The sequence below is a fragment of the Sulfuricella sp. T08 genome (genome assembly GCF_000971475.1).
Lineage (GTDB): Bacteria > Pseudomonadota > Gammaproteobacteria > Burkholderiales > Sulfuricellaceae > Sulfuricella.
The window spans coordinates 77,322-95,719 of the sequence record NZ_DF967524.1; the positions used below are offsets into that span (position 1 = coordinate 77,322).

An 18,398-nucleotide genomic window follows, 5' to 3' on the forward strand; every position below is an offset into this window, starting at 1 on the left:
GCTAGAGGTTAGAGGTTAGAGGTTAGGGGCTAGCGGATTTGTCTGGCGTTATGCGCCAGGTTTTCTAGTTCCGAGCCTCTAGCCCCTGCTTTATTAAAACTCCTGCCATTCATCCGTATCACTGGCAGCTTTAGCTGGTTTGGGTGCGGACCTGGCCGGTGTGGTGGCGCGACGCGGTGCCATGGCTGTTTCGGTCGGTGCGGCGATCTGGCGGGAAGTCGAGGTGCGATTCCCTGAATTGTCGATCTTGAATACCGAAACCGACTGAGACAGATTCTGAGCCTGCTCTTCAAGCGACTCGGCGGCAGCGGCGGCTTCTTCCACCAGCGCCGCATTCTGCTGGGTGACTTCGTCCATCTGGGTGATGGCCTGGTTCACCTGCTCGATGCCGGCACTTTGCTCCGAGGACGCGGCAGAAATCTCGGCCATGATGTCGGTCACGCGCTTGATGCTGGTGACGATCTCTTCCATGGTGCTGCCGGCCTCGGCAACCAGCTTGGTGCCGCCCTCCACCTTGTCGACCGAATCTCCGATCAGGGTTTTGATCTCTTTTGCGGCAGCAGCGGAACGCTGAGCCAGGTTGCGAACCTCGGCGGCGACCACCGCGAAACCGCGGCCTTGCTCGCCGGCACGGGCGGCTTCCACGGCGGCGTTCAAGGCCAGGATGTTGGTCTGGAAGGCGATGCCGTCGATCACCGAGATGATGTCCACGATCTTGCGCGAGGACTCGTTGATCGAAGCCATGGTGCCGACCACCTGATGGACCACCGCGCCGCCCTTGCCGGCCACGCCGGAAGCGCCGATGGCGAGCTGGTTGGCCTGTTTGGCATTTTCGGCGTTCTGCTTCACGGTAGAGGTGAGTTCTTCCATGCTGGACGCGGTTTCTTCCAGGCTGGAGGCCTGTTCCTCGGTGCGTTGCGATAGATCCTGGTTACCCTGGGCGATTTCTTTGGAACCGGTGTTGATGCCTTCCACCGCCACCTTGATCTCGTTGACCAGCGTCTTGAGGTTTTCCACGGTGGCATTTATGCCGTCCTTGGTCTCGCCGAACAGGCCGGGGTAGTCCTTGCTGATGCTCTGGGTCAGGTCGCCCACCGCCAAGGCATTGGAGACGCGCATCACATCCCTCAGGCCGGTGTCGGTGACATCGGAAAGCTGGTTCAACAATTCTGACAAGGTCTTGGTGTAGCCCTGCTTGCCGGCCATGTCCATTTTGACGCTGAAGTCGCCGCGCGCCGCAGCCGCTTCAACGATCTGCTGGATTTCGGCGACGACCTTGACGAGGGCGTCCACGGTATTGTTGACGCCGGTCTTGGTCTGGCCGAAGACACCGGGGTATTCCTGGGTGATTTTCTGGCTCAAATCGCCCGCCGCTAGGGCGTTGGTGACACGCATGACGTCGCTGAGGCCGGTATTGGTGGTGTCGGAAAGCTGGTTAAGGGATTCGCCGATGGCCCTGCCGAAGCCCTGTTTGTTGCTCAAGTCCAGGCGTTTGCTGAAATCGCCCTGGACAGACGCGTTGACGACGGTCTGTATTTCTTTCACCAGGCTGGAGAGCGCATCCTGCATGGACTTGAAGGAATGCAGCAGTTTGCCGACCTCGTCATTGTGGTGGATCACAATGTTGCTGCTCAGGTCGCCTGCGGCAATCTTGCCTGCCACTTCCTGTGCGGTCCCCAAAGGACCCAGGATCGCGCGCAACAGCAGGAACCCGCTCCAGAGGGCCAACAGGACGCCAGCCACGATAATGGTAATGGCGATATTGCGGGTGCTGGTATAGCGTTCCGTGGATGCCTTGTATTCTTTTTCGGCCTCATCGAGCTGGAGCTTGATCAGGGCATTAACCCCTTCCCTGACCGGTACGAAAAGGGGGCGGATCTTGGTTTCAACGATATGTTCGGCTTCCTTGACGTTGTTGCTGCGCAGTGCGGAAATCGAGGCCTTGAGGCCTTCCACTACGAAGCGCTTGCGGTCTTCGGCAAACTTGTCTGCCAGGATTTTTTCCTCCGGCGTCAGGGTGGTGGCCATGTAGGCATCCCAAGTCTTGGAGATGGCCGCGATATTTTCTTCCATTTCCGCGGTGGACTTCTGGATGTTCTCCGGGGTCGGGGTCATGATCGCGTTGGCGTTCGCAATCCGGTTGCTCTGCAGCTTTCTGACAACGATATCCAGCTGACCCAGAGCGACCGTACGGTCTTCATAAACGCTACGCAGGCCTTCGTTGCTCTTGGCCATTCCGTACAGCCCATATATCCCGATCCCGATCAAGAGGAGAGACAGGAAGCTGATCATGAACAACAGGCGTGATTTGATGGTGAGATTGCTGAACATTGAGAGTTCCTTTTTGATCGATCTGGTAATATTTTTAATATTTAGATGTTTATGCTGCTGCTTTTTCCATCAGTTCCATGTCGCTGCTGGTCATGAGCCGTTCGATATCCACCAGGATCAGCATGCGCTCATCCACTGTGCCCAGCCCCATCACGTACTGGGTATCGATGGCTGATCCGAATTCGGGTGCCGCCTTGACTTGGTCGGGAGAGAGAGTGATCACGTCGGAAACGCCGTCCACCACCATGCCGACCACGCGGTTGGCGACATTCAGGATGATCACCACGGTGAACTGGTCGTATTCGACCTTGCCGAGGTGGAACTTGATGCGCATGTCCACGATAGGCACGATAATGCCGCGCAGGTTGATCACCCCCTTGATGAATTCCGGCGTGTTGGCGATCGCGGTGACTGCATCGTAACCGCGGATTTCCTGCACCTTGAGGATATCGATGCCATATTCCTCCTTGCCCAGGGTGAAGGTGAGGAACTCGTTGCCTACCGCGCTGGTGCCGGTGTTCTCTGTGCCGCTCTGTGCCATGATTTCTCCTTTTTTATTTCTGAGTCATGTGGGGTGGGTTAGGTGCGGTTTTTTGCGCCGTAACCCAACAAACCCAACCTGCATTATTAAAATTCCTGCCACTCATCCCCATCGCTGGCAGCCTTGGCTGGTTTTGGTGCGGACCTGGCCGGCGCGGCGGCGCGGCGCGGGGCCATGGCTGTTTTGGTCGGGGTGGCGAGCTGGCGGGAAGTCGCAGCACGGCTGCCGGAAGTGTCCAGCTTGAACACCGAGACCGACTGGGACAAGTTCTGCGCCTGTTCTTCCAGCGACTCGGCCGCAGCTGCGGCTTCTTCGACCAGTGCTGCGTTCTGCTGGGTCACCTCGTCCATCTGCGTGATGGCCATATTCACTTGCTCGATACCCGAACTCTGCTCTACTGAAGCCGCGGTAATTTCCGCCATGATGTCGGTGACGCGTTTGATGCTGGTGACGATCTCTTCCATGGTGCTGCCGGCCTGTTGCACCAGCTTCGAGCCATTCTCCACCTTGTCCACGGAATCACCGATCAGGGTCTTGATCTCCTTGGCTGCGGCGGCGGAGCGCTGAGCCAGGTTGCGCACCTCGGCGGCGACCACGGCGAAACCGCGGCCCTGCTCACCGGCGCGGGCGGCTTCCACGGCGGCGTTCAATGCCAGGATGTTGGTCTGGAAGGCGATGCCGTCTATGACCGAAATGATGTCCACGATCTTGCGCGAGGATTCGTTGATCGACGCCATGGTATCCACTACCTGACCCACCACTGCACCTCCCTTGCCGGCGACATCGGAAGCGCCGATGGCGAGTTGGTTGGCCTGCTTGGCATTCTCGGCATTCTGTTTTACGGTGGAAGTGAGTTCCTCCATGCTGGAAGCGGTTTCTTCCAGGCTGGAGGCCTGTTCCTCGGTGCGCTGGGAAAGGTCCTGGTTGCCTTGGGCGATTTCCTTGGCGCCGGTGTTGATGGATTCCACCGCTTCCTTGATCTGGCCGACGATCTCCTTCAGTTTCTCGACCGTGGCGTTGGAATCGTCTTTCAGCTGGCCGAAGGAGCCATGGTATTCGTTGGTGATTTTCTCGGTAAGATCGCCGCGAGCCAGCGCACCCAGCATCCTCACCACTTCGTTCAGTCCGGCCTCGCTGGTTTGCGTGAGTTTGTTGATGCCCTCGCCCAGTTGCTTGAAGAAGCCGGTTTTGCCGGTCATGTCCATGCGCTTGCTAAAGTCGCCCATCACCGCGCCTTCAACGATACCGGCAATCTCCTTCTCGGTTGCGACTTCCGCAGTGCGGTCGTTCCATTCGACCACGGAGCCGAGGCGCTCGCCCCTTTTGTTCATGACGGGGTTCGCGGCCAAGGCGAAGGTACGTCCCCCCATCATGATTTCTGTGCGGAAGGTGGTGGTGAACGTAGCCAGCAACTGCTTCTGGTGCTCCGGTTTTTTGTGGAAACTGTCGATGCTGATGCCGTTCAGGCCAGCCGCGCTGAAGTTCGGCAGGTCCTTGCGGATATCGTTTTCGGCGACCTTGAACATCTCTTCGACGGAACGGTTCATGTAGATGATGTTGCGGTCGTTGTCGGCGATCATCACGCTGGTGGCGACGTTGTCCAGTGCGATCTGGATGCGCAGCGCTTCGTCAGCGACACGCCTGGACTCGCTAACGTCGAAGCCCAGCTTGATCTGCATCTGTCTTAATGCGTTCAGTACCTTGCCGATTTCGTTGTTGACAGGGGCGTCGATATGGCTGGCGTAATTGCCTTGGGCGATCTGGCCGAAATAACCCACTGCGCTGTGCAGCGGTTTGACGATGGCGCGGATCAGGATAAAGCCGAGCCAGACCGACAGCAGGATGCCGGCCACGATGATCGCAATGGAGGTGTTCCTGATCGAAGCATAGCGGGTTTGCGCATGTTCATACTCTGACTTGGCGGTGCTGAGTTGCAGTTCGCCCAGCGCATCTATCTCTTCCCCCACAGGCTGGTAGAGCGGGCGAATGGCATCGACGACCAGGCGGTTCGCTTCCCTGATGCTGTTGGCGCGCAGTGCGGCAACAGCAGGCATTAGGCCCTCGGTCACGAATTTCTTGCGGTCGACGGCGAATTTATCCGCCAGTACCTTCTCTTCCGGCGTCAGGGTGGTTGCCATGTAGGCATCCCACGTCTTGCCGATTTCCTCGATATTTTTTTCGATTTTAGCGGTATTTGGATTGATGACGTCAGGCGTGGGCGTATTTAGTGATACCGCGACGGCAAGGCGATTTTGCAGCAGCAGCGACTCAATATGAGCAATTTGTCCGAGTGCAATGGTGCGATCCTCGTAAACGGTACGCAGCCCCTCATTTGCTTGGCTCATGCCGAACAGGCCGTACATGCCGATGCCAACCAGGAGGACTGACAGCATGCCAATGACAAATGTCAGCCGCGTCTTGATGCCCATGTTTTTAAACACGTTGAGCTTGCTGAAGATGCCGGATTTCACGACTTTGCCTTCCTGTATCTTCAAGCCACCGGCCCGGCCATCCCGGAACAGAGCGTAGGCACTGGATGCGGCTTCGATCTGGGCGTGGCTGGGTTTGCTGCGCACCGACATGTAGCCTACCAGCTGATTGTTTTCCCATATCGGCGTGGCATTCGCCAGCACCCAGTAAAAGTCGCCGTTCTTGCAGCGGTTCTTGACCATTCCCGTCCAGGGCTTGCCCGACTTGAGGGTGGCGTACAAGTCGGCGAAGGCTTCAACCGGCATGTCCGGATGGCGCACGATATTGTGAGGTGCGCCGATCAGCTCTTGCTGGGTGAATCCGCTGATGCGCATGAAGTCCTGGTTGATGTAGGTGATGACGCCCTTAAGGTCGGTTTTTGAAACCACCGAGTCGCTTTCGGTCAGCACGTACTCATTGTTGGTCACCGGCATGTTGATTTTCATTGTGCATTTCTCCAGATTTTATTTTTGTTCAACCAGTCTTGCTATCGCAGCTGGTTATGAGTTTCGATGTCCACCAGAATTGATTACTGTTGCCTGATCCGCACTAGCGCGCCGATATCCAGGATCATCGCCACCTTGCCGTCGCCCATGATGGTCGCGGCGGAAACGCCCGGCACCTTGCGGTAGTTGGTTTCCAGCGTCTTGATCACCACTTGGTGCTGACCGACCAGCTCGTCCACGAACAAGGCGGCTTTTTTCCCTTCGGCTTCGAGCAGCACCACGATTCCCTGCTGCGGTTCGGCAATGCGGGGCGTGATGCCGAACACTTCATGCAGGGCGATCAGCGGCAAGTATTCGCCGCGCACATGGACCACGCGGCCCTTGCCGGCGATGGTTTTGACCTCTTCCAGCGTGGGTTGCAGAGATTCGGTGATGAACGTCAGCGGGATGATGAATATCTGTCCTCCAACCGCAATCGACATGCCGTCCAGGATGGCCAGGGTCAGAGGCAGGCGTACAGTAACCCGGCTGCCCCATCCGGCGGAGGATTCGATTTCAACCTGACCGCCCATGGCGAGGATGTTTCTTTTCACCACGTCCATGCCGACGCCGCGACCGGATACATCGGTGACCACGTCGGCGGTGGAAAAGCCGGGGGCGAAAATCAGCTGCCAGACTTCGCTGTCGGGCATGGAATCGCTGACCGGAATATTTTTTTCGCGGGCTTTAGCCAGGATTCTTTCACGGTTCAGCCCGGCACCGTCGTCGTTGACCGAGATCACGACGTTCCCGCCCTGGTGGGCGGCTTGCAGGGTGATGGTTCCCTGTGCCGGCTTGCCGGCGGCGATGCGTTGTTCCGGCAGTTCGATGCCGTGATCCAGGCTGTTGCGCACCAGGTGGGTGAGCGGGTCGGTGATTTTCTCGATCAGGCCCTTGTCCAGTTCGGTACCTTCGCCGATAGTGACCAGCTCAACTTTCTTTTTCAGCTTGGATGCCAGATCTCGTACCACGCGCGGGAATCGGCTGAAAGCGAAACTGATCGGCATCATCCGGATCGACATCACCGATTCCTGCAGGTCGCGGGTGTTGCGTTCCAGTTGGGAAAGACCGTTCTGCATTTTTTCATAGATCGCCGTATCCATCTCGGAAGCGGTCTGGGCCAGCATGGCTTGGGTGATCACCAGTTCGCCGACCAGATTGATCAACTGATCCACCTTGTCGATGCCGACCCGGATCGAGGCGGATTCGGCTGGTGCGCTGGCCGGCGCCTTGTCCGTTGCGCGGCGGCCCGGATTTGTGGGTTGACTGGCAGGCTCGTCAGGGTTGGTCGGCGGTGGAGCGGCGATTTTGGGCTGGTCTTCAGCAACGGGGCTGTCTGCTGAAGCGTTGATTTTTTTGAAGAAACCGTAGCCTCGTTTCTCATCTGCCTGTTGAACCGCCAGCGCCTCCGAGACATCTACGAAGAAACCGAAGCCCTCATCGTCCGAGTCAGGCGCTGCCGCTTCGTCAGTGAAAAAACCGTAGCCGGGGTCTGTTTCAGCGGGCGTTTCGGTGTCGGTAAAGAAGCCGTAACCCGTATCGTCTTCGTTCGCTTCTGTCGGCGGCTGGGCAGCTTCGGATTCGATTTTGACCTGCTCAGGTTGCGCGAAGAAGGCGAAGATGTCGTTGATGGTGGCTTCGTCCGACGATGTTTGCAAGCTCATAGCCCAGGAGCGGGGGGTGGCCTTTTTGCCCTTGCCCTTGGCCGCCTGTTCGGTGACTTCGAATTTACCCAGGGCAGCCAAGTCGGCAAACAAGGGTTCCAGATCCTTGATCTGATCCAGAGTTTGTTGGTCAGGGGAAAACTCAATGCGGTAAAGGCGCAGATCAGAACCAGCGTCCTTCACGTTCGCTCCCTCTCCCCTTATGGGAGAGGGTTGGGGAGAGGGGTGGCCCCCTTGCGTGAGAGGGCTGTCGCTCGCCAGGTTATTGAGCTTCACGCAGATTTCGTCGGCAGCCTGGGTATCGACCTCCTCGGCACCCTGATGGCCGGCTAGTTGCCCGCGCAATACGTCGCCAGCTTCGAGAAACGCATCCACCATTTCGCTGCGCAGCGCCAGTTCGTTCTTGCGCAGCCTGTCCAGCAGGGTTTCTAGGATGTGCGTCACCCCGGTCATGTCGGTAAAGCCGAAGGTGCCGCTGCCGCCCTTGATGGAATGAGCGGCGCGGAAAATGGCGTTGAGATCGTCGGGGTTGGGTGAATCGACGTCGAGGCAGAGCAGAAGACGCTCCATCTCGTCCAGGTGTTCGGCAGCTTCGTCGAAAAACACCTGGTAAAACTGACTCATATCGATGGTCATGAGGTGCTTTCTGCGAACGTGAGGTTAACCAATAACTTTTTTAACGACTTCCAGAAGTTTTTGTGGGTCGAACGGTTTGACCAGCCAGCCTGTGGCACCCGCTGCCTTGCCCTGGGCTTTCATCGCCTCTCCGGATTCGGTGGTGAGCATCAGGATGGGAACGGATTTGTAGGTAGGTGTGGCGCGCAGCGTTTTGATCAGGGTCAGGCCGTCCATGTTGGGCATGTTCTGGTCGGTGAGGATCAGATTGAACGACTTGCTTTTGGCTTTGTTCACGCCGTCCTGTCCGTCCACTGCTTCTGTAACTTCATAGCCTGCGCCCTTGAGCGTGAAAGCAACCATCTGACGGATGGAAGCGGAATCGTCTACTGCCAGGATCATTTTTGCCATCGTTTTGTAACCCCTAAATTATTATTTATTGCTAAGGATAATCTTTATTCTCGGCCATGCAAAGGAAAATAAAACTTGAAAAACAATAGGATGCGAACGTCTTAAAACAGTTCGATGTCCCCGGATTCCATCTGGTTCTGTGAAACGGGGTTGTGCCTGGATTGCTTGATCAGATCTGAAGCCTGGTCGATGGCTTGATGAAAGCGCTGCAGCCGGAGTATGCATTCGCTGCGATTGTCTTCGCCGTCCATGGCGTCGTTGATGGGGATACCCGCAATGCTATGGATAATCGCACCCATGTTAGCAATGCGCGTGTTGATATGGTTCAGCAGTTGGGATGCCAGATCCTGGAATTGCAGCGAGGTGACTGCCATGCGCACATTGCCTTCTACTTCGCCGGCGATATCGGACAGGTCGGTAACGGTGCTTCCCATGCGGTCGTTGACTTTCTTGATTTCGGCCATGGTTCCCTGGACCTTGGTTTTCGACTGCAGGGCAAAATTCATGTCGCGCGAGGCCATTGCGTTGATGGCGGCTTCTGCGGTGCGGACTGAACGATAAACCGAGTCCATGTGCGCCCTGATTTCATGGCTGAACTGATTCGACCGGTTGGAAAGGCTGCGCACCTCGTCCGCCACTACGGCGAATCCTCGTCCCGCTTCGCCTGCGCGGGCGGCTTCGATGGCCGCATTGAGTGCGAGGAGGTTGGTCTGCTTGGAGATGGACTCGATTTCGCCGAGCACGCTGACGATCTTGTCCACATCTGCGGTAATGTCGTCCATCATTTCCACCAGCCCCATGCCGGCCTTGCTGGTTTCGATGGTGGAGTCGACGAACAGGGTCAGAGTGTCGGACGTTTCCTGCACGAAGCTCTCGAAATTGACGCCCTGAGCGCCATTCTGGCCCTGTTGGAGCGAGGTCATCTCCAGCGCCAGGTCCTGCTGTTTGCGCGTGCTGGCTTCCATGCCGGTGAAGCTGTTCAGCAGTTTCTCGGCGGCGTCCCGAAGCAGATCCTGCATTTGCTGGACTTCGGTTCTGGTGATTTCCATCTGCTCGTTGAACTCCGCGGAAAGCTGAACGAACAGCTCATGGGTGCGGCGGCTGAGCTCGTGGATTTCGCCATCGGCGATTTTCCATTCCTCTGCCGCCTTGGCCTCGAAGCGGCGCAGCGTCAGCAGGAACACCATCATCCAGCCGAAGTAAACGGCGCCGAAGAGGACAAAGTGGATGGTCAGGACCAAGGAGGTTATCTGGGGAAGCGCGCCGAAAGCCCATTCGAGGAGAACGCCAAGGAGCCCGATTACGATGCCGATCGATATGGCTTTAGCGAAGTAGCGCGTGGAGTTAGAGGTAAATTGTTTTGCCATGTGTTTTATTATTGTGTTGATTTTTTGCGGACGGCGCATTCTACGCAGTTACCCTCATCATAAAAACCATTTTGTCATTGTTGTCATATTGGTATCATGATTGCATGATGGTGGCCTATTAATCAAGAGGAACTATGTCGGACAAGAATCTCCTGTTTTGGCGGTCGAAATATTCGGTGAAAGCCGTTGCTGCCTTCCTGGTTTTGGCTGCAGCGGGTACGCTCGGCAATCACTTTTCGCTATGGCTGTTCCCCGGCGTTGAAATCCTGTTCGGCAGCATCGCCGTGCTGGTCGCTGCCCGCACACTCGGCTTGTTCTGGGCCTTGGTCGTCGGCGCCGTTTCCATCATCCCCCTGGTCGCCGTCTGGCATCACCCGTTCGGTCCTCTTCTATATGGTGGCGAGGCAGTGGTTCTGAGCCTCGCCTGCCATTACAGCCGGCGCAATATCGTTGCTATGGACGCTGTTTACTGGTTGCTGATCGGCATGCCCGCAACCTGGCTGCTGAATTATTGGCTCGGAACTGGCGACAGTAGCTTGGCTACCTATTATGCCCTGCGCAATGGGGTCAATGGCATCGGCAATGCTCTGGCCGCTCATCTGATCATACAGTTGCCGACACTGCTGGGCGGGTCTTCGCCTGGCGGACATAAAATTTCTCTGCGTCAGGCCATCTTCAGTTTGCTGCTCGCATCGGCGCTGGGGCCGCTCCTGATGCTGAGCGCGTCCAACATCCGCAACCAGCAAGGAATAATAGAGGCCAATATTGACCGTGACCTGAGGTTTATTTCCGAAGAGCTGGTGCGCGAGTTGCGTGGACATTCCGATCCGGCGGAAATAACCGAGGAGTTGAAAGCGCATGATCGTCATGGAGAAGCGCCGATAACGGTTCTTGACCGGGCCGGGCGGGTTGTTGCCGCATCGCGCGGCGATCTCGTTCCCGGCCATATTCATGCGCACGAAGGCAACATCAGGCTAGCCCCAGGATCAATTTTGGATGGCACAAGCCGGGCGCCACGCATTATTACCTCCGACGTGATTTATCGCGCGGGTAATTATTTTGAAAGGGTGACGGCACTGCCGGAAAATGGCGGCCTGACCCTGCTGGTGGAAATTCCCGCCGAGGCCTATCAGCAAAAGATGCGGCAGATTATTTTCAGCAGTATACGGTTGGTACTGGGCTTCTCGGTGCTGATTATTGTGCTGGGCAGGCTGGTCAGCTACAAACTCACCGACCCGCTGGCCAGGCTGGCGCAAGCTTCGACCAATCTGAGATGGAAAGTGCTCGAAGGAGAGAGTGCCCATCTTCCGGCCAGCCCGATTCTCGAGATCAATACGCTGGTTGCCAATTTTGGCGACATGGCGATCGGCCTGGGGAAAAATTTTCGTGAGCTTACTCACTCTCATGAGGCGCTTGAACAGGGCGTCAAAGAGCGTACCCATGAGCTGCATGAGACCAATCGGCAGCTTGAAGTGGAAATCGCCGAGCGCAAACAGTTCGAGGAGAAGCTGGCGGAACGCGCGCTCATGCTCGAAAAAACCCTGGAGGAGCTGGAATCCCAGAAATTCGCCCTGGATCAGCATTCGATCGTGGCGATTACTGACCCCGCCGGCAAGATTGTTTACGCCAACGACAGGTTTTGCGAGATCAGCCAGTATTCCCGCGAGGAGCTGCTCGGGCAGAATCATCGCAAACTCAATTCAGGCCACCATCCCCATGGGTTTTTTACACAAATGTGGACGACCATCGCGCGCGGCGAGGTGTGGCGGGGCGAGATCCGCAACCGCAAAAAGGATGGCAGTTTCTATTGGGTGGAGACCACCATCGTCCCCTTTCTGGACCACTCGGGAAAGCCCTACCAGTATGTGGCGATCCGCACCGACATCACGGCGAGAAAGCAGGCCGAAGAGTCGCTGGTCAGGCTTAACCGTACGCTGCAAACACTGAATGCCTGTGATGATGCGCTGGTGCGTATCCGCGACGAAGACGATCTGCTCCAAGAGATTTGCCGGATTTGCGTGGAAACCGGCGGCTATCGCATGGCTTGGGTGGGGTTTGCCCAGCAGGATACAGGGAAGACGGTGCGGCCGGCCGCGATGGCGGGGGCCGAGCACGGTTATCTGGACAAGGCGGCGATCAGCTGGGACGCCGCTGCCGAGCTCGGCAGCGGGCCGGTCAGGATGGCCATTAAAGCCAGTCGGTATTGCCTGGTCCAGGACGTTTCCAGCGATCCCGCCATGCTGCCCTGGCGTGACGAAGCGCTGGCGCGCGGCTACGCGGCGCTCATTGCGTTGCCGCTGTTTCTCGGCGATGACCAGATCGGCGTGCTGACGGTTTATTCCGCAGCTGCCGGCGGGTTCGGGAAGGACGAGGTCGATCTGCTGCGGGAGTTGGCGGCGAACCTCGCCTATGGCATCAAATCTCTGCGGATGGCCGCCGAAAACCAGCGTGCCGGGCAGGAGCTGCTGCGCGCCAAGGAAGAAGCGGAACAGGCCAACCGCGCCAAGTCAGAATTTCTTTCGCGCATGAGCCACGAACTGCGCACCCCGCTCAATGCCATCCTCGGCTTTGCGCAACTGATGGAGCATGACCCGGATGAGCCGTTATCACCTTCCCAGAGCGAAAGCGTCAAGCATATTATCCAGGCCGGCTGGCATCAGCTTGCGCTGGTCAACGAAGTGCTCGATCTTGCCAGGATCGAGGCCGGCAGGATGCAGATGCATCTGGAGAGCGTGATGCTGGCGCAGGTGGTGCAGGAATGCGTCGATCTGGTTTCGCCCCTGTCGAGCGAGCGCCGGCTAAAAATCGAAGACCATGTGTCGGCTTGCGGTGAGTGTTTTGTCTGGGCCGACCTCACCCGCTTCAAGCAGGTGATGATCAATCTGTTTTCCAACGCAATCAAATACAACCGTGAGGGGGGTACGATCACCCTGGCATGCCAGCGTTCCGCTCCTGGCCGGCAGAGGGTGAGCGTGACCGATACTGGCCCCGGCATTCCGGCCGACAGGCTGGATGAATTGTTCGTACCATTTAACCGGCTGGACGCGGACAAATCCCAGATCCAGGGCACCGGTGTCGGGCTGGCTGTGGCCAAGCGTCTGGTGGAGCTGATGGGCGGCGAAATCGGGGTTGATAGCAGGGTGGGTGAAGGAACGACTTTCTGGATCGAATTGCCTGAGCACGGCAGCGACGAGGCGGCTGCCGGAACTGCGCACATTGCCACAGCTGCAGGCCATGTGCTGTTGTATATCGAGGACAATTCGGCGAATCAGGCGCTGGTGAGCAGTGTGCTGAAAAGCCGACGCCCGGACCTGCTCCTGCTTTCGGCATTGACTGCGGAACAGGGTATGGAACTCCTGCGCACCACCCGGCCGGACCTCATCCTGATGGATATGGATCTGCCCGGCATGAGTGGCATGGAAGCCCTGGGCCTGTTGCGCGAGGATGACCAGCTCTGTTCCATACCGGTGATTGCAGTGAGTGCAGACGTCATTCCCGGAAATATCGAACTGGCGCTGGAGGCCGGTTTTTCGAATTTTGTCACCAAACCGATCGCGATCGACAGGCTGCTTGCCGCGATAGACGGCGTCCTGGGCTAGACCGCCGAGCTTATGTCATGACGATTTTGTCTTGTGCGCAGAGGTGAGCTTCTTCATAATCGCAACGAAGTTGAAAATAAAGATTTTCTTTAGGAATTAAATGGTATACGAACCCAGTCCGCAACCCGTCAGCTCGGCCGAACCAACCAGGGATTCCTTTCGTAATCGGCTGTTGCGCCCTTCTTTGGGCAAAAAAATCGGCATAGCCTTCCTGCTATTTCTTGGGCTGACGGCGGGGAACCTGATCGTTGCCGAGCGGCTGTATGACGGTATTGCCAATACTGCGACCATCATTAACGAAAGCGGCCGCCTGCGTTACCTCAGCCAGGAGATCGCTTTCCGTTCGGCCATCCTGGCCTATGAAAAACGCCAGGATAGTAAGGAGCTTGGCCAGCTGCTTGCCGCATTCGAAGATAAGCTGGGCAAGATCGAGGTTAGTGTGCGCCAGTTGCCGCCAAGTATAGAGAGCGAGACGGCTGATCTTTCCAATCGCTTGCGGGGGTTGCGCGGTGCCTGGCGTGGCTACCGTTCCGTGGTGGACATGATCCGCAATTCACCTGCCGAGATCGATGCTGTGGTTGCCGTCAAACGGCTTGACCTGCTTGCAGGCCCCATGCTGGGTATCGCCGATGGCATTGTCAACGAATTGACCCGTGCCTCGGAGAAGGCGCACGACAAGGTGGACTTCATCCTGCATGCCATGCTGGTCGCGGAAGCCGTGCTCATTTTGGCAATTTTCCTCTACCTGCGCTGGAAAGTGATCCTGCCGGTGCGGGAAATTTCACGCCTGGCCAGCCAGTTTGCCGCGGGCGACCGCTCGGCACGGATCAACTTCAAGTCGCGCGACGAGATCGGGGACTTGGCGCAGAACTTCAACCAGACTACGGAAACGGTCGGCAAGCTGATTGTCGGGCTGGATGTTGGCTTGAAGGTCAATACCGCACTGCACCGGGCTGCCCAGATCCTGCAGGATGAGCGCAGACCGGTGGGCGAGGTGATGCGGGAACTGGTTCTGATGCTGCCCTCCGCGTTCCGCAATCCGGAAAAGGTGGTGGCCCGGATCGTTTACGAGGGCGAGACGTTGGTTACGCCGGGATTCCTGGAATCCCGGCTGCGCCTGGGTGCCGATTTCGCCCGAGGCGGCAGCAGTCAGGATGCCGTAGAGGTGTTCCGCCTTGATGAGTTCTCTGCTGAAGAAGCGCCGTTTCTTGAGGAAGAGCAGGCGCTGATCAAATCGCTGGCAGAAATGCTGCGCTCCTACCTGGGGCGCAGCCGTGCTCAGTTGTCTCGCGGACGGCTGGTGGCCATCATCGAGGCCACGCCGGATTTTGTTTCTACCTCCACGCCGGACGGCAAGTTGCTGTATATCAACCATGCCGGGCGGGAGATGCTCGGGCTGGGCGAGGAGGATGTCACCCGCTACGATATTGGCCATTGCTATCCGGAGTGGGCGGGCACGGTGATCATGAATGCGGGCCTGCCAGCCGCGGTGCGCGACGGCATCTGGATGGGAGAAACCGCGTTGCTGCGCCGCGATGGCCGGGAGATCCCCACTTCTCAGGTGATCATTGCGCATAAGGCAGAGGACGGGAGGCTTAACTATTTTTCCACTATTGCTCGCGACATTTCCGATCGGATAGAGCTCGAGTCGCGGCTGACCGAGTCGCGCGATTTTTACCTCAGTCTGTTTCAGCGCTTTCCACATATGATCTGGCGCTCGGGAACCGATGGGAAGTGTGATTACTTCAACAAGACCTGGCTCGATTTTACCGGCCGCAAGCTGGAGCAGGAATTGGGTGATGGCTGGGCAGAGGGTGTGCACCCTGACGATCTGGACGGCTGCCTCAAAGTTTATCTCGAAGCGTTCGGTGAGCGCGAGCCATTCGAGATCGAGTACCGGTTGCGCCGCAATGACGGCGAATATCGCTGGATCATCGGCAACGGTGTGCCCTTTGAGGATCTGAACGGCGATTTCGCCGGCTATGTTGGGGCATCCTACGACATCACCCAGCGCAAACTGGCGGAAGAAAAGGCGCTCAAGCTTTCCCTGGTGGTGGAGGAAACTGGCAACTCGGTGATCATCACCGACCGCAATGGCATTATCGAGTACGTCAATCCCGAGTTCAGCAAAGTGACCGGTTACGTCTTCGAGGAAGCGGTGGGACAGAAGCCGGGCATGATCAAGTCCGGCCTGACCACACCGGAATATTACCGGGATATGTGGGCAACCATGATCTCCGGCGGGATATGGCGCGGCGAGCTGCTCAACCGGAAAAAGAGCGGCGAACTGTTCTGGGAATACGAAGTGATTTCGGCATTGAAAAATGCGGCGGGGGTGATCACCCATTTCATCGCCGTGAAGGAGGATGTTACCGAACGCAAGCACCAGGAGGAAAAACTGCGCCTGTGGGAGCGCGCCATCGAATCCAGCGTCAACGCCATTCTGATCACCGATGCCACTCGGCCGGGCAATCCGCTGATCTATACCAACCCGGCGTTCGAGCGTATCACCGGCTATAGTCAGGAGGAGGCGCTGGGGCGCAACTGCAATTTTCTGCAGAACGAAGACCATGACCAGCCTGGTATCGAAGAGTTGCGCCAGGCGATTCGAGAGCAGCATGAAGGCCGCGCGGTGTTGCGTAATTACCGCAAGGACGGCAGCATGTTCTGGAACGATCTGCTGATCGCGCCGGTGCGCGACGAGAAGGGCAAGGTCACGCATTTTGTCGGCGTTCAGAACGATGTGACCGAGCGCATGAGCTATGAGAGCCAGCTCGAGCACCAGGCCAATTACGATACGTTGACGCAACTGCCCAACCGCAATCTGTTCCAGGACCGCCTCGCTCAGGCGCTGACCTATGTTCGCCGCCACGAGTGCGAGCTGGCTGTGCTGTTCCTCGACCTGGACTATTTCAAGAACATCAACGACAGCCTCGGTCACAATGCCGGAGATGGTCTGCTCAAGCTGGTTGCCGTCCGGCTTGCCGGCTGCGTGCGTGAAGGCGACACCGTGTCGCGCCAGGGCGGGGACGAGTTCGTGGTGATCCTGTCCGACGTGACGGCGGAAGAGGATATTACAGTGGTGACGCGGAAAATCCTCCATAGCAATGAGCGAGCCCTTCGACGTTGAAGGCCACGAACTGTTCGTCACTTGCAGTATCGGCATTGCGCTTTACCCGAGGGACGGCGAGGACAGCCAGACCTTGCTGAAAAACGCTGACACGGCGTTGTACCGCGCCAAGGATCTGGGGCGCAACAACGCCCAGTTCTACACCGCCGAGATGAACGTCAAGGCGATGGAGCGGTTGATGTTGGAGAACGGTCTGCGGCATGCGCTGGAGCGCAACGAATTCCTGCTCCATTACCAACCGCAAGTGGACCTGCGCAGCGGCGAGATCACCGGCATGGAGGCGCTGGTGCGCTGGCAGCACCCCGAACTGGGACTGGTTTCTCCGGTCAGGTTCATCCCGGTAGCGGAGGATTCCGGCCTGATCATTTCGCTCGGCGAATGGGTGCTGCGCACCGCCTGCGCCCAGAACAAGGCATGGCAGCGCGCCGGGCTGAAACCCATCAGTGTTGCGGTCAATCTCTCGGCACGCCAGTTCAGGCAACCGAATCTGGTCGAGATGGTGGCCGGCATCCTCAGGGAAACCGAGCTTGATCCCGCCCATCTTGAACTGGAATTGACCGAAAGCCTGGTCATGCAGAACATCGAGGTGACGATCGCCACGCTGGACAGACTCAAGGCGATGGGGATTAAATTGTCGATCGACGATTTCGGCACCGGCTATTCCTCCTTAAGCTATCTCAAGCGCTTCCCGATTCATACGCTCAAGATCGACCAGTCGTTCGTGCGCGATATTACTACCGACCCGGACGATGCGGCGATCGCAAAAGCCATCATTTCCATGGCGCACGACTTGCAGCTCAGGGTGATTGCCGAAGGCGTAGAAACCGAGGAGCAGAAGTCTTTTCTGCAGCAGCGCCACTGTGACGATATGCAAGGATTTTTCTTCAGCAAGCCGGTGCCGGCCGAGGACTTCGAGGTTCTGCTCAGGGAGCGGAGATGCCTGCAGATGGCAGACAGTACGGCGGCGCTCGGGCAGCGCACCCTGCTCCTGCTCGATGACGAGGAAAATATCCTGACTTCGCTGACGCGCCTGCTGCGCCGCGACGGCTACGAGATCCTCAAGGCGACCAGCGCTGCCGCGGCCTTTGACCTGCTGGCGGGCCATCCGGTTGGCGTCATCATTTCCGACCAGCGCATGCCGGAAATGAATGGCACCGAATTCCTGCGCCGGGTCAAGCAGATCTACCCGGATACCGTGCGCATGGTGCTGTCCGGCTACACCGATCTGAAGAGCGTGACCGATGCGATCAATGAAGGCGCGGTCTACAAGTTTCTCACCAAGCCGTGGGATGATGACTTGCTGCGTGCCAACATCCAGGAGGCCTTCCAGCGCTACGAGTTGGCTCAGGACAACCAGCGTCTCAGCAACGAGATGGCCTCGATCAATGAGGAATTGAACCGCGCCAAACGCGAGCTGGAAAAGCGCGTGGAGCAGAAAGCCAGCGAAGCGCGGCACAACGTCGGCGTACTTCAGATTTCGCAGGAAATGCTTGAGTATCTGTCGGTAGGCGTGATCGGGGTGGGCGAGGACGGTCTGATCGCGGTCGCCAACCGCAAGGCGAATGAATTGTTCGATGTCGAAAAAAGGCAGCCGCTGGTCGGATGCTTTGCTTTGGAACGGCTGCCTGCCGCCATGATCGAATGCCTCGCCGGGGCTGGCGAACGTCGCTCTCAGCGGCTTGAAAACGGGCGCAATGTGATATTCTGGAGCCATGCTATGGGTGCCTCATCGGGATCGGAAGGGCGGGTGTTGGTGATTGTGCCGAACGAGGAAAGTGGAGACTGA

9 protein-coding genes are annotated in these 18,398 nt (G+C 57.7%); 3 read left to right on the forward strand and 6 right to left on the reverse strand.

The features are described from left to right. Window positions 1–93: 93 nt before the first annotated feature. From SCT_RS02780 to SCT_RS17850, 6 genes are all read right to left on the reverse strand, one after another. Complete coding sequence (locus SCT_RS02780; RefSeq protein WP_059418761.1) at window positions 94–2,331, reverse strand: methyl-accepting chemotaxis protein; 2,238 nt, start codon at window positions 2,329–2,331, stop codon at window positions 94–96. A 49-nt stretch (window positions 2,332–2,380) separates the two neighbouring features. Next, the gene (locus SCT_RS02785; RefSeq protein WP_059418763.1) at window positions 2,381–2,872 is read right to left on the reverse strand and encodes a chemotaxis protein CheW; all 492 of its coding nucleotides are present in this window, start codon (window positions 2,870–2,872) and stop codon (window positions 2,381–2,383) included. A gap of 86 nt (window positions 2,873–2,958) precedes the next feature. Beyond that, window positions 2,959–5,787, reverse strand: coding sequence for a methyl-accepting chemotaxis protein (locus tag SCT_RS17845; protein WP_059418765.1), 2,829 nt, complete (start codon window positions 5,785–5,787; stop codon window positions 2,959–2,961). A gap of 83 nt (window positions 5,788–5,870) precedes the next feature. After that, window positions 5,871–8,126 (reverse strand): chemotaxis protein CheW, encoded by a 2,256-nt coding sequence (locus SCT_RS02795; RefSeq protein ID WP_059418767.1) that lies wholly within the window; start codon window positions 8,124–8,126, stop codon window positions 5,871–5,873. A 24-nt stretch (window positions 8,127–8,150) separates the two neighbouring features. Then, a complete protein-coding gene (locus tag SCT_RS02800) occupies window positions 8,151–8,516 on the reverse strand; it encodes a response regulator (protein ID WP_059418769.1) in 366 nt (121 codons plus the stop codon). 101 nt (window positions 8,517–8,617) lie between these two features. Beyond that, entirely contained in the window at window positions 8,618–9,883 is a 1,266-nt protein-coding gene (locus SCT_RS17850; RefSeq protein WP_159107873.1) for a methyl-accepting chemotaxis protein, read from the reverse strand. A 134-nt stretch (window positions 9,884–10,017) separates the two neighbouring features. Between SCT_RS17850 and SCT_RS02810 the strand changes: the two genes are divergently transcribed. From SCT_RS02810 to SCT_RS17800, 3 genes are all read left to right on the forward strand, one after another. Then, window positions 10,018–13,482, forward strand: coding sequence for an ATP-binding protein (locus SCT_RS02810; protein ID WP_059418773.1), 3,465 nt, complete (start codon window positions 10,018–10,020; stop codon window positions 13,480–13,482). A gap of 100 nt (window positions 13,483–13,582) precedes the next feature. Beyond that, window positions 13,583–16,612, forward strand: coding sequence for a PAS domain S-box protein (locus SCT_RS02815; RefSeq protein ID WP_059418776.1), 3,030 nt, complete (start codon window positions 13,583–13,585; stop codon window positions 16,610–16,612). After that, window positions 16,590–18,398, forward strand: coding sequence for an EAL domain-containing protein (locus SCT_RS17800; RefSeq protein ID WP_059418778.1), 1,809 nt, complete (start codon window positions 16,590–16,592; stop codon window positions 18,396–18,398). Before SCT_RS02815 ends, SCT_RS17800 begins: the two co-directional genes overlap by 23 nt.